General features: G+C 38.0%; 16 protein-coding genes. 5 read left to right on the top strand and 11 right to left on the bottom strand.

What is annotated here, in order from left to right:
* Nucleotides 1–7: 7 nt before the first annotated feature.
* The 5 genes from SD449_RS05780 to SD449_RS05760 all read left to right on the top strand — a co-directional run bounded on the left by SD449_RS05780 (nt 8) and on the right by SD449_RS05760 (nt 4,263).
* Nucleotides 8–673: a hypothetical protein gene (locus tag SD449_RS05780; RefSeq protein WP_166250174.1), complete on the top strand. Its 666-nt coding sequence runs from the start codon at nt 8–10 to the stop codon at nt 671–673.
* A gap of 87 nt (nt 674–760) precedes the next feature.
* The gene (locus tag SD449_RS05775; protein WP_166250173.1) at nt 761–1,849 is read left to right on the top strand and encodes a tellurite resistance TerB family protein; all 1,089 of its coding nucleotides are present in this window, start codon (nt 761–763) and stop codon (nt 1,847–1,849) included.
* A 24-nt stretch (nt 1,850–1,873) separates the two neighbouring features.
* Nucleotides 1,874–2,197, top strand: coding sequence for a DUF6804 family protein (locus SD449_RS05770; RefSeq protein WP_166250172.1), 324 nt, complete (start codon nt 1,874–1,876; stop codon nt 2,195–2,197).
* Nucleotides 2,198–2,210: 13 nt separating this feature from the next.
* Nucleotides 2,211–3,398: a PDDEXK-like family protein gene (locus tag SD449_RS05765; RefSeq protein WP_166250171.1), complete on the top strand. Its 1,188-nt coding sequence runs from the start codon at nt 2,211–2,213 to the stop codon at nt 3,396–3,398.
* A 49-nt stretch (nt 3,399–3,447) separates the two neighbouring features.
* Entirely contained in the window at nt 3,448–4,263 is an 816-nt protein-coding gene (locus SD449_RS05760) for an endonuclease/exonuclease/phosphatase family protein (RefSeq protein ID WP_166250170.1), read from the top strand.
* A gap of 9 nt (nt 4,264–4,272) precedes the next feature.
* Here SD449_RS05760 and SD449_RS05755 read toward each other — a convergent pair whose 3' ends face one another.
* The 11 genes from SD449_RS05755 to SD449_RS05705 form a co-directional block, all read right to left on the bottom strand.
* Nucleotides 4,273–5,058 carry an ion transporter gene (locus tag SD449_RS05755; protein WP_240905090.1) on the bottom strand — a complete coding sequence of 262 codons (786 nt, stop codon included), beginning with the start codon at nt 5,056–5,058 and terminating at the stop codon, nt 4,273–4,275.
* A 291-nt stretch (nt 5,059–5,349) separates the two neighbouring features.
* Complete coding sequence (locus SD449_RS05750) at nt 5,350–6,264, bottom strand: hypothetical protein (protein WP_166250169.1); 915 nt, start codon at nt 6,262–6,264, stop codon at nt 5,350–5,352.
* Between the two features lie 4 nt (nt 6,265–6,268).
* Nucleotides 6,269–7,534 (bottom strand): ABC transporter permease, encoded by a 1,266-nt coding sequence (locus SD449_RS05745; protein WP_166250168.1) that lies wholly within the window; start codon nt 7,532–7,534, stop codon nt 6,269–6,271.
* 1 nt (nt 7,535) lies between these two features.
* Entirely contained in the window at nt 7,536–7,940 is a 405-nt protein-coding gene (locus SD449_RS05740) for a hypothetical protein (RefSeq protein ID WP_309474609.1), read from the bottom strand.
* Nucleotides 7,941–7,953: 13 nt separating this feature from the next.
* On the bottom strand, nt 7,954–8,259 hold the full coding sequence (locus SD449_RS05735; protein WP_166250166.1) for an excalibur calcium-binding domain-containing protein: 306 nt from the start codon (nt 8,257–8,259) through the stop codon (nt 7,954–7,956).
* Between the two features lie 12 nt (nt 8,260–8,271).
* Nucleotides 8,272–8,457 (bottom strand): YegP family protein, encoded by a 186-nt coding sequence (locus tag SD449_RS05730; RefSeq protein WP_166250165.1) that lies wholly within the window; start codon nt 8,455–8,457, stop codon nt 8,272–8,274.
* Nucleotides 8,458–8,672: 215 nt separating this feature from the next.
* Nucleotides 8,673–8,900, bottom strand: coding sequence for a hypothetical protein (locus tag SD449_RS05725; RefSeq protein ID WP_166250164.1), 228 nt, complete (start codon nt 8,898–8,900; stop codon nt 8,673–8,675).
* Nucleotides 8,890–9,939: a type I restriction endonuclease gene (locus SD449_RS05720; RefSeq protein WP_166250163.1), complete on the bottom strand. Its 1,050-nt coding sequence runs from the start codon at nt 9,937–9,939 to the stop codon at nt 8,890–8,892. Before SD449_RS05720 ends, SD449_RS05725 begins: the two co-directional genes overlap by 11 nt.
* Nucleotides 9,940–10,086: 147 nt before the next feature.
* Nucleotides 10,087–10,893, bottom strand: a complete 807-nt coding sequence (locus SD449_RS05715) for a hypothetical protein (protein ID WP_240905088.1) — start codon at nt 10,891–10,893, stop codon at nt 10,087–10,089.
* Nucleotides 10,894–10,989: 96 nt separating this feature from the next.
* Entirely contained in the window at nt 10,990–11,655 is a 666-nt protein-coding gene (locus SD449_RS05710) for a response regulator transcription factor (RefSeq protein ID WP_166250162.1), read from the bottom strand.
* Between the two features lie 14 nt (nt 11,656–11,669).
* The gene (locus tag SD449_RS05705) at nt 11,670–13,613 is read right to left on the bottom strand and encodes a tetratricopeptide repeat-containing sensor histidine kinase (protein WP_166250161.1); all 1,944 of its coding nucleotides are present in this window, start codon (nt 13,611–13,613) and stop codon (nt 11,670–11,672) included.
* Between the last annotated feature and the right edge of the window lie 17 nt (nt 13,614–13,630).

Genomic DNA, 13,630 nt, shown 5'->3' with positions numbered 1-13,630 from the left:
GACCAAAATGAAGAAAGGACTTATACTGATGGGGTTAACAGCGTTGTTTATGTCCTGTAATTCCCCATTGGACAGAAAATTTAATCAAGAAACCGTCAAAGAAGATTTTGAGGCTATAGAATCAAAACTTGATACAACCGAATTTCAATTATTGACAGGGTCGATGTTACGATTGAAACTGCAGGACAAAGAACTTGAAGATATGACTTATGCAGAAATCTTGGAGGATGGCAAAGAGTGGAAAAAAGAACAGGAAAAAGTGGAAGCCGAACAAAAGGCACTAGCGGAAAAAGCAGCCAAGGAAGAGTCAGAAAGGTTTAAAAGGCTCAATCAAGCGGTTATGGTTTCTTGTTATCAAAAAGGTTTTTCGGAAGGTGACTATGAAGACTATATCACCTATAAATTCGTGATTCAAAACAAATCCGATAAAAATATCCGGGCCATTAAAGGTGCTATAACATTTACCAATTTGTTCGATGATGAAATTAAAACGTTAACCTTTGTGTATGACCAACCTATACCGGCAGGCCAAGAAGTCAATTGGAATGCAACAACGGACTACAATCAGTTTATGGATGACGACCAAGCTCTAAAAAACAAAGAACTGAAAGATTTGAAAGTCATTTGGGAACCTGAAAAGATTATATTTGAAGATGGCACCTCTTTGGAATAATCCCAATAACATCCATTTAAATAAAACTTAATTGGAACATTTTTTCGTGAACAAGTGTAAACTTTGAAAAATATCCAAACCAGAACTATGAGCATCTTTACCCCAAAGAAAAGTAAAAAGCCTTCGTTCATTGACAAAATCCTAAAAAGGACTCCCAAGGAAAATGCCATCATTGAAATAAACAATCTTTTCGTTGAAAACGAAGATGACCTGATCAAGATAAACTTGGGTCACATCCAAGAAATCGCAAATCGATACAAAATAAAACTCAACAAAAAATTTAAGCCCCTTCGGTTTGAACTTTTCAGAAAGTACATTCACCATTGCCTGGAAGACCAAGTTATCGACGAGAATGAAGTAAACACTATCCAACATCTAAAAGAACTGCTGTATTTGACCGATGCAGAGGTCAAACATATGCTCGACTTTGAAACCAAAAAGATTTTTGACAGAGAAGTTAAGGTTGCCGTATCTGACGGGAAATTGACCCAAGACGAAAAGGATAAATTGGAGATACTCAAAAAAAATCTTCTGCTCACTGATGAAACAGCGAAGGATATTCTAAAAAGTAATTCAAATAAAATCTTAAAAGATTTCATTGACAATGCTATTTCGGATGAGCGACTGAGCGATGAAGAGTTTGAGAAAATGAACGAGATATCGCAAAGCCTAGGCATCGAGCCTAATTTAGATGCGAAAACGAAACAAAATCTAGAGCGTTACCGTTTATATTGGACTATAGAAAACGGAGAACTACCGGTCTATGCCAACCCTCCCATAAACATTCAAAAAAGTGAAAACCTATATTTTATGGGCCATGTTAATTGGCAAGAGCAACGGAGAGTGACCAAAAGAATCAACTATGGTGGTCCTACTGCCAGGATAAAAATAGCAAAGGGGGTATATTATAGAATGGGTAGTATTGCCGCCAAAGCAGTGTCGGAAGATGTTTGGAAGGTCATTGACAGTGGAAACTTGTACCTAACAAACAAACGACTCATTTTTATGGGCTCCAAGGGAAACAAAACCATTAGGCTGAACAAAATACTGGATATCATCCCCTATAAAAATGGGGTCGACATTCAAAAGGATGCAGGAAAAAGCCCTTTTCTCGAATTTAGCACTAATGTGGATATCTTCTCCATGATGCTTGTTCGATTGATAGATGAACTTTGAAATTGAAGTACAAAATCATTGCAAATGCCAAACAACAAACTGCTGATTTTAAAAATCGTTTTGATCATACTTTTTATTGGTTGCCTATTCGACTGGGAATATGGCTATTTTCAACTGGTCCGTTTTTTGGGTATGGTGGGATTCGGATTGTTGGCGTACCATGATTTTGAAAAAAACAAAACATGGTTCATCATCTGGCTTGCCTCCGCCATATTAATCAATCCTATTTTTAAAATAGCTTTGGGAAGAGAACTTTGGAATATCATCGATATCGTCTGGGCTCTCCTATTGTCTTTTTCGATATTCCTTAAAGGCAATCCAAACGAAACCAGTCAAAATAAAACCTAACCAGATACAGTATATGATTGCGGCCATCGACATACTCAAAAAAACCGGTACGATTTCAAACAAATACAAGGAACTTGCAAAAAGTACAGGTGAAAACTTCAATATATTTTCCATTCTCCGCATGGAATCCAATGAAGTCACTACACATTCAAGGTTCATTGCCGAACTGCTCAATCCAAATGGGAGCCATGACCAATCCGATAAATTCCTCGCAATCTTCAAAAATACATTTGCCCCTGAATCCAAGTTAAATTTGGCTACCACCAAGGTATACGTGGAACACTATGTTGGAAAGGTTGAAGCGGAAAGTGGCGGTAGAATTGACATCTTGATCAAAGATGCAGAAGGCAATGTCATCATGATCGAAAACAAGGTCTACGCCGCAGAGCAATCCAATCAATTGTTAAGGTACCACAACGCATTCCCAAGTGGGAAGCTCATTTATCTAACATTGTTTGGCGAGAAAAGCCGAGAAGAAAATTCAGCAGGCCTTTATGAAACCATGTCCTATGAAACGGACATGGTCAATTGGCTTGAACAATGCCTTGTCAAGGTTGAGAACATGCCTGTAATACAACAAACCATCATACAATACATCAATGTAATCAAGAAATTGACAAATCAAAGTTTAAATAATAAAATGAGTCAAGAGATCATAAATAAAATTCTGGAAGAAAAAGAATATTTGACCGCTTACAAAGTTTTGTACGATGTCAACAATGAATTAAAAAAAGAATTGGTCACAAGGATTCTAGGTAAAATCCAAGAGATGCTCTCCAAAAAAGGAATTGAAGACGTTAAAACAATGGATTGTGGAGTTACACAAGGTACATTGTTTCATATTCAGACCGCATCCATGAAAAAAAATCATATAAAACTCGCATTGTACTTTGAGGGAAAGGAATATTCAAGATTGAACATGGGCTTTGTGAAAACCAATTCAAATATATCGTTGGACCCAGATAAATTGCATCAGGGATTCAAGAAAGTGTTTTCAGAAAGTAAGCAATCCGATCAATGGCTAGCTTATATTGAATATACTGAATATAGGGACTTTTATTATCACACGTTAAACAAAATATACTTTGACAAAGATTTTGGTTTTTATAGAGACCTAGAAGATAAAATCGACCGTATGATGGAAATTTACCACAAAACGGTAGAATTGACATATGAGCCTATAAAAATATTCGACCAGTAAAATAGTGTGGTGCTGAGCACCTAATACATTGCACAAATCAACCCACCTCATGATAAGAAGACTGGCATTATTATTCCTGATTTTATCTCACTTCCTAATCTTTTCCCAACAAGGTGAAGTCAATTTAATTTCTTGGAATATCAAAGACTTTGGCAGAACCAAAAACACGGAAGAACTCAATCAAATTGCAGAAATTGTCAGGCATGCCGATATTTTGGCCATTCAAGAAGTAGTTGCAGGGTATGGGGGTGCCCAAGCTGTGGCAAAGCTTGCGGATATATTGAATCGGAAAGGGGCGAAATGGGACTATGTCATCAGTGACCCTACCAACAGCCCTAAATATATTGCCGAACGATATGCCTTTATTTGGAAGACCCATCGCATCAAAATAAAGAACAGGGGATGGCTAATTTCCGAATTGGCCACCCAAATTGACCGAGAGCCTTTTTTACTAAACTTTTACCTCGAGGGGAAACGGTTTACAATCATCAACTTCCATTCCAGGCCTTACAACAAAGACCCGGAAAGTGAAATCATTGTGCTTTCCAAGTTTGTCATCGATTCTTTAAAAACGCCATTACTCATTGCTGGAGATTTTAATGTCGATGAAAAAATGCCCGTTTTTAATACCTTGAAAAACTCAGGGTACAGAACAGCCATTTCCAACCAAAAGACTACCTTGAAATGGAGTTGTGAACGAACCGACTACCTCAACCACTCTATTGACAATATTTTTTATTCTAAAAATATTCAAAAATTGGAAGGAAAGGCCATAGATTTTGTGCGCTACTGCGATGAATTGGAACAGGCTCGTAAACTATCAGATCATTTACCAGTATTTTTAAAATTTTCTCTAAAAGACTGATACCCCTTCTTAGGAGGTTTTGAATTCTTCACCACATTTGGGACATCTGCACGGTTTGCTTTTTTCTCTATCCTTGCGAACATTATCGATAAAAGCAGAACTAAGGATTCCTGTCGGCAACGCCACAAACCCAATTCCAATTAAGGCGATTATCGCACTTAACAACTTACCAGTAACTGTTACTGGGTAAACATCCCCATATCCAACCGTAGTTAAGGTTGCAACTGCCCACCACAATGAATCACCAATATTGGAGAATTTATCCGGTTGAGCATCATTCTCCGCATAGAACATCAGTGTTGAAGCCAACACCAAAAGAATCCATGCCACAAATACTGTCACGGAAAGTTGGGGTTTGGTATCCTTGAGTACATTCTTAATTATCCGCAGGGATTTGGAGTATTTGCCCAACTTAAGAATACGCAGTAACCGGAGAAGCCTTAAAATCCTTACTATTCTCAAATCGAAAGCAACCAAAAGTGGGAGATAAAAGGGGACAATGGCTATCAAATCGATAATTCCATATCCAGAACATACATAGCCCAAACGTTTTGACCTAAAGAGAATAGGGGTATTATTGTCCAAGTCAGCAATCCAAATTCTAATTACATATTCTATTGAGAATACAACAATGGAAAAATACTCAAAGGCCTGAAAGAATTGATTATACGAACGCAGTATATCCTTATGGGATTCAAAAATTATGGCAATTACGTTGAGGACAATTAATCCGTATATGAATTTGGAGAAAAATACCCCGTTAACGAACTGAAACATTCTTCTTTTCAAATTCATAGTAATAAATTTTACAAATGCTGCTCCCTAAATGGCAATTTCATCAAGGATGAACAGGAAATTCATATCCAACGAGCAATAAAAATAGGAGCATAACCAAACATCCACTATTCCTGTCCTTAGGAAAATGCCTTGCGATTAGTTAAACCAGGTATTCCTGTGCGAACAGAGTATCCTTTACTACTGACACTTCTGAACTTTCTTTTATAATTCTGTGTAATTCCTGACCTACTAATATTCAAGCCCATGCCTTTACCAAGTGAAACCCGTTTGTTAAATCTGAAGGCCATTTTACTCCTTTTTTAGAATAAAATCTCGAATAATCTTATCCATATGTGTCGGTAGGTCCGCCTGCTTTAGCTCGTGTTTTGCCACCTTCATTTCGTCAAACCATTGGCTCCAATATCTTCTTATTACATCTTCTTCATAAGGATTACCCTTATTTGGGTTGATACCTAACACAAGTACTTCAAGATTAGAAAGGTTTGTATTGGCCACCATGAATCCAAAGTTTTTTTCTTCCATTCGTTGTTGCCATTTTTCATTGTTTAATCTATTTTTCTCAATCCATTGCGGAATTAAATAACTCGTTCGGTTTTCCTGTTCCATCTTGGCATCCTTATGATACATATAACCATCAGATAAAATCACAAGTATATTACGATACCCCTCATCAATACAATAGTCATCGACCTTGTTCTTAAAAAAGCCCCATATATCAGAACCTACATAATGATTGTCATCAATGGCTGCCTTATAAATAAAATCTGAAATGAGACCATATTTTTCAGATACCATAAAAATGGAGTCTTTGATAGCAGTATCCTTTGTAAAATGATACTTTAGTTCCCCAATCTTCTTATTCAAGTTTGGGTCAAATGGTTCGGGATCAATAAAAACCTGAATCTTGTCATCTATCTGATTAATCCTTTTGGATAAAATGTGTGTCTCCAAAGTCTTGGCAACCGACATCAGATAGCCAATGTCCCTTTGATAATATTGCATAGCTGGCGAAGGGTACTTTTCGGGGTTTATTCGATCTGAAAGATCTAGCAAAATACTGATGTTCAGATTATTGTTAGGAGAAGTTTTTTTTAGCTCGATATTGGTTTGTTCTTCTTTTTCAGCTGTTTCTATTTTTGCATCCTTTCTACAAGACTGTAGTGAGCAGAAAGTTATAAGCATTATTAGAATCTTTGTCTTCATGTAATCAGTTTATGAGTTTATATAACCTACCTTCGTAGCTTTCATCGGCTATTTCATGTTCTTCCAAATGTTTTCGCTCTTCCTCTTTGCATTTAGCCAATAATTCATCCCTTCTTTTTAACGAATCAAAATTATCAGCTATGGCCAAAAACCAACCTTTAACATACTCCGCGTGGTAAGTGAGGTAGTGCTTATTGGAAAAAATGAACCCATCTATAGTTCTTTGCAGGTCGTTTATTTTGCCTTCTATACCAGAAATCTCTTCTTTGATGGGATTGATTTTACCAATTAATTTGTTGATTTCGAGATGGGCATTTTCGATATCTTCTCGTCTAGCCCTAATAAAGGATTTTATCCTATCAAAATTCTCGTACTCTTTCATGATAAAATCGAACACCAGCCCCCAAATGATATAAACGACAAATCCAGCAAAGATGATTCCCCAAAATTCTGGGGAGGTCAAAGCTATTCCAACATCAAATGGAGGTGATATTGGTGTCTTATCAAAATCATATATTTTCTTCTCGATTTGATATGCTAGGATAGCGTCAAAAATAAAAGTGACAACAAATAAGGTCCCTATTTTTACAAAGGACAACCAATTCTTATGTTTTTGAAACATATGTATCAAATAGCCCAGCCCCATAAAGGCGAAGGGTATGGTTGCTACAAATACGCCTTCCAACCAGCCATCTTCTATTGCTTTTGATAATGCATTGGCATCAAATATAGCAGCGGTTACCGTTGCATTTGGATCAAAAGTTTTGAAAAATGCGGAGTAAGAAGCTGATATATAAAATACCAGAAGATAAAAAGTAATAGGAATCAAAACAATCAACCCCAAATAAAACTGTGCCTTGGGTTTCTTGTCCACGTCCTCCACATATTTTTCGGGATTGTGCCTTACATCAACTATTTCAGATTTAAACAATTGGATTTTCTTTTCCAAAGTTGCAATGGACTCATCCAAAATCGCTTTTACTGTCCTTCGCTTTTTTAATTCTATTTCATATTTGCTCCTTTCTTGAATATAGGGCTCCTTAAGAGAATTCTGCAGTCTCTCATCTTCCCTACATTTACCTTTATAGTCCATATAAACATCCTGTAAGCAAGCTTTAAATACCATATGGTTCCCCTCTGCTTGTTTGGATGAGCCATACCCGCTTTCAAAAAAGGTGAGCTTTATCTTTTTGACATCATCCTCTTTGGACGGTTCAACAGCTGACTCCGGTTTCTTTTTGATGGAGAATATTTTTTTTAATGCACTCATATCAATCGTTCATAAGATTCATCAATTGTTTTTTAGATATCCTTTGTTTGGCATTTTCTAATAGGAACTCGCAGATGTCTTCAATATTTTCCTCCAAAAAACCGAACTTTAGGCAATACTTCTTGAGTGTATTAATCTCATCTTCGGTTGCTATACCATCAGCCCAAATCATTAATGCCAAATCATAGAGATATTCAATTTTATCCTCCAATTCTTCCGGTATCCTTGAATCTTGTGAGGGATTCAACAACACTTCGTTTAATTGTTCTTGGTTTACGCCCCGTTCCTCTGCAAATCGGTATAGCATTTGCAATTCAAGGACATCAAAATTATCATCGGAAAACGCCATCTGGTAAAGCCTCAAAAAATGACTCTGCAATTCCAATGAAACATTCATTTTTTCCATGTTTGATGATTATTTAATTTTCACAAGCAATGCCATCTTTGTCCCTATCCAAATTGGCATAGCAGCTTCTATTGGTTTCAAATGTTGATTGTGCTTCTGCTCTAGAAGAAAAGTCGAAACAGTTCTTTTTAACACAGGGCGTATTACTTTCATTGGTACATGATATACTAATACTAGCAATGAGTATCGCTAGAATCAATATTAAAACTCCACAACCACTTTTACTCTTCTTTCGATCACTGTTCTTAGACCGATTGCTAACGAAATGTCCTTGTACATAGGTCCCATCCTTTTTATGATATCCTCTGCGATAGCCCATGATTCAACTCTATTATGTCAAATCTTCTATCCCAGCATCTGGAGCATCCCTTTTTACAGCTGTAATACCGTTTAAGCAGGCCTGTTTAGAACTGTACATTTCACTTGTGGCTATTACTTCTCCATTTCCTTTTGATCGTAGGTTGAAAAAATATTGGTCATTTTTGCTTCTTTTGATTTCAAATTTAGGAAAGGCCATTTCTATTGGTTTTAAAGGTTACTACCTCAAACCTACTTCCAATACTGACCAATTCCTTACGGTTTTCCGTAAGCATAGCAATAATTAGGCTGGTGGGCTCAAAAAGGATTTGGAAAAACACAATTGAAAAAGCCCTTACTAGGCAAGCAAGTTCATTTATCGCAAAAAACGATATTTATTCCAATAAAAAAGTTTGGTATAATTCTCAGAAATTATCAATCCTCCCAACCACAGAGCGTACGGCCCAAATCCTTGGCCTTGGTCAAAGTGACCTCATATATCTTGGTAGAACAGTTGGAAAGGCCCCTGCAGTCTTTACGATAGTGATATTTTTTGCTTCCCTTTCCCATGCATACATAGACCATGGTATCATTATTGGAAGGCATACCGTAGGCACAAAGCAACATAAAAAGTACCGGGAGCAAAAAAATTCTAATCCTCATAGTAATCAACTGCTTTCAACAATAGGTCCTCGAACTGGTAAATATCGTCCACCGTCTCAATCGGATGTCGGGTCTCCTCCTTGTGCTGATCAAAGGTCCCTAAGTATTTATTGCCCCCATTGAGATGTAAACGACAGAGGGGTTTTCGGTTGTTATCGTCCAACAATATACCAAAATAGGATTGGGTATCCCTATGCACGATACGATCAACCGAGAGTTTTCTCCGCAAAATGGCCACCACAATACGATATGCGTCCATTTCTTCCTCGGTGGTTTTGACCTTGCTTAGTTTTTCTGGCTCCTTGTCCTCTTCCTGTTGTTTTTCCGCTTCCTTATGAAGCGCTGAATTCAAGCGATCGTTCACCTTCTCGCTAATGGTTTGGGTAAAGGCCTTGCTTACCAAATCGGTAAATTCCCCCATTACCTTTTCAGTAAGCCGGCCAGTATAGATCCGTGATGCGAAGAGCCTGACAAAATCATAACTTGGCGCTTGCAGTTCTTCCCCAATAAGTTTTTTTATTTCCTTGGTATATTTCAGGGAGCTCGCATTGTCCACAATTTCATCGACGTTAAAGTTCGTCTTATGGAATTTTGCAATCTCGTTGACTACATTCTCCTTTAACTGAGTGATATCGAATTCCAAAAAAGGTTTTTCGTCCATTTTATTGGTTGATTCCAAATCGGTAAAAAATTGATACTCGATACCATTGGTCAGCAGGGCAAATCTGGTTTTGGTCGTATGGAAATACCGGAACAATTGGGAATTATGGGCATTCAACTTTTCTTTCCAGTTTTTACACTCAATGATAATGATGGGAACACCGTTCTGAAAAATCGCATAATCCACCTTTTCACCTTTTTTCAATCCCAAGTCCGCGGTAAACTCTGGTACGACCTCGGTTGGATTGAAGGTATCATAACCCAACACGTTTATAAATGGTAGTACGAATGCGTGCTTGGTGGATTCCTCGGTATCTATTTTCTCTTTGAGTTTGATAACCTTTTCGGCCAAGACCTTGAGTTGATTCTGTAGTTCCATCTTTGGACATATTTTTAACCAAACCTACCCCTATTAAAAAAAAATCCCTTACAGATTTCCGTAAGGGATTGTCAAGTTGTGCAATTCACGTGCAGTAGGCTGAACTATCCTACACATCTATTGCAGTGGTCAGTGTGTGATATTATATCAATTCTCCTCATAAAAGAAATCATGGAGCTCTATTAGGCTACCTCTTTTTATTTGGACAAGGTCACGGGTATCTTTCAAGAAAATACCTAGGGACCTTTCATTATAAACAAACTTCATTTCGTTGGAGTAATCCGTTACCACATACATGTCTCCTTCCATTTTATAAAATGGAATCATATTTTTTCCTTTAACCCTGACTCCTCTATTGACAATCTTTCCATTCATAATGTCACTCTCCAAGTCGGAGGTTACTCCAGAGGCCACTCTTACGTAAGCCACCATCATTTTTGTCCATTCTGATTTATTGATCATAAACCACTTAACCTTATTAAAATCAATGCCATATTCATTAATCCATCCGTGACTGGTGAACCCAAGAAGTACATATTTTTTACCGTTCAGAACAGGATTGTCTTCTGGTTCAAATTCTTGAATCTTGAAAGTGATTACGGATGCGGATGACATGTCCTTTACTTTTTTTCCATCAAAGTCAACTGTCTTTAACGAAAAACTGGACATTTCCGGATGGTTGGACAATACCCATTGCGTTGCAGTGAGCTCTGCTCTCTCCTTCATTTGTTCAACTGCAGCTACACCAGCTCCAACCAACGCCAATGCGCCAACGGCACCTGCAATAGCTGCCCCGTCACTTTGGGCTTTTAGTTGTTGTGGAGCTATTATGCAAATAAGAATCGATATTAAGGCCGTTATTTTGAATTTTCGGATTGACCTAAGGATCAACGAAGTTCTGTTAGAATTTAGTTGAGCTTTGCTAACTGTGTCAATGGTGATTGAATGTTCCATTCTGATTTTATTATTTTTCAAATTTATTCTTGAAGCAAAAAAATCCCTTACAGATATCTACAAGGGAAACTCAACAATTCACTTACAACCTATAAATCAGATTTTTTCCTCCCGAATCATTTTGGCAATCAAATGATTGGTGTTCTTGGCCCCGAATTCATCGAACATTTTACTGACCCTCTTGTCAATGGTACTTTCACTGTTGGGGGTGATATGCTCCTTTTTGAACTTTTCCGAAATCTCTTTTTTCGTTAACCCTTCAGCCAAACACTGTAAGATCATCAAGTCGAACTCTTCCAGTTCAAATACATTATTGGAAACATTCAGATCAATTTCTGGAGAAACATAGGTTCGGTTGTGGTACACTTCCTGGACCGCCTTTACCAATTCCGTAAGACCATGCCGTCCCTTACAGACATAGGCATTGATTTTCTTTTCCTTAAAAAGTGAATTGATCTTGGACGGATTGTCTTCCATGGAGTTCACGATGACCTTTATGTCCGGTTGTACCGCTCTGGCCGCTTTGATCAGTTCCAATCCAGAGGTGAGTTTGCGTTCCACATGATCTCCTTTAAAAAACAGGTCTGTAATCAGTAATCCATAGGGTTCATTTTGGCCCAAGGCAAGTTTTAAGCGATTAAAGGCCTTATCACAATAAAGTTCGTCCTGGATGAATGGAATTTGCAATTTCTCACGCAACATCTCCGATATCCCTTGATTGGTATCCTGAAAATCCTCTGCTATCAATACTTTTTTAAACATAGCGATGCTTTGAATTATAATGGAATCATGATCTGAGCCTTAAAGCCCTGACCCTTATAGGAATCAAAAGTAATGCTTCCTCCAATGGCCTGAATACGCTTTTCCGTATTCCGAAGTCCATTTTTGGCATTGAGTTCCTTTGGAGATGCCCCCACCCCATTATCCGAGTAATTGATTACTACTGATTTTCCTGTGGATTTAAAAACAATGGTGACCATGCTGGCTTCACTATGCCTGCCCATATTTATCATCAGTTCCTGTACTATCTTGAAGAGCACTTTTTGTGACAAAGGGGCCATTTCATTCCATGGGACCTCCTTGATACCTGTCATGAATAGGTTCGCTTCACTCGGGGTCCTAAAACGGAGCATTTCCAAAAACGCTTCTTTAAATAATTCTCCAGTGGCCACTTCATTTACCTCCCTTGAAAAGTTTCGGCTTTGATGGTAAAGCCCATCCAATTTATCCAAGACAGCTGTCTTATCCACATCTGTATTTAGCATTAACATGGTTTGGTTGAGCCCTGCACCAAAATCGTCATGTAACCTTCGTGACATCTCTGCTTCCGTCTCCAGTGTCGCCTCCAACCGTGTCCACTCATTCTGTTCCTTTAAACGTCTGGTACGTTGTCTAAAAAAATAGATGGCAAAACCTAATCCCAATAGCAATACCATGGAACCTAGATAGGATATGGTTTTTTGGTTTCGTTGCTTTGTAACCAACAACGCTTGTTCCGCCTTTTCCTTTTCCAAGCGTAATATGGATTCCTGTTTTAGTCTATCATCATATTTGTATTTGGCGAATTGGGTCTTGACCATAGTTTCTTTAGTATCCAGACTATCGCTCAATAATATATATCGGTCTCGGAGTTTTACATTTTCAGGGTTTAGCTGCATTAGGAACTTCAATGCATCGGTCTCCGCCCTTGGTACTTTGATTTTTTGGGACACCTGAATGACCGAATCAAAATAAGCTTTGGACATGTCGGACCTATCTTCCATGTGAAATTCACCCAGATGGGTATAGCTAGCCAATTGCCCACGCCAATCCTTTTTTTCCTTTCTGATTTGAAGGGCTTTCAAAAATGAAGCCTCAACATCCTTTTTTTCTAGGAGCCATTGGGCATAGGACAAATTATCCAATATCCTTGCATAAACCACTGCTGATGAATCCAATCCTAGATGACCCTTGATTCTATTTAGAAGAACTATTGCCTCTTCATATCTTCCATCATCAATATAAGCGGCAGCTAGATTATTCTCAAATGCTATCTTATCATACATGGAGCTACTACTGTTAATCGCCTTGGTATAGTAAGATACTGCATCCTCAAAGTTCAATAACTTCCTGTGATTGGTGGCCAAGAGCCCGTAACATTGGACAATGTCAGTACTGTCACGAGATTCTTTAAAAAATTGAAGAGCCTCGGTCACGGTTTCCTTGCTCCCAAAAAAATCATTTTGGTTCTTCTGGATTACCCCCATAAACAATAGGCACTTACCTGTCCAGCTGCTGTCCTTTGCCAACTCGAATTGGCTTTTGGCAGCACTGTAATTTTCAAATGCCTTACGATAATCAGATTGAACCTGGTCATAATAGTACCCCATCAGGTAGTAATGGGATCCCGATAATCTAGGCCTACCAAATCGGGATTGCACTGTAATGAAGCTGTCATGATGCAACACTAGACTATCGTAAGACCCTGCCTGAAATAACAAGGAACTCTTTTGATACATCAACATTCCATAAATAGAATCCTCCTTTAGATTCCTTGCCAAATAAAGAGCCCTATTTATGCTCTCCTTTTTTTGATGCAGTGGAATATCCTTTTGTAAGGCAAGGTTATAGTACCTATGAATACTGTCGTAAGCATCAGATAAATCATTGGCTCCGTTCTTATTGGGTGGGCCACAAGAAACAAAAATCGTCGCTATGATCAGCAATATATACCGTTCCAAGTATAAGAGGTTAGTTT

Origin of the sequence: Flagellimonas crocea (assembly GCF_033441595.1) — a bacterium.
GTDB classification, from domain to species: Bacteria; Bacteroidota; Bacteroidia; order Flavobacteriales; family Flavobacteriaceae; genus Flagellimonas; species Flagellimonas crocea.
Note: the sequence above shows the minus strand (reverse complement) of the source record. Positions and strands in the feature narration are given on the sequence as shown.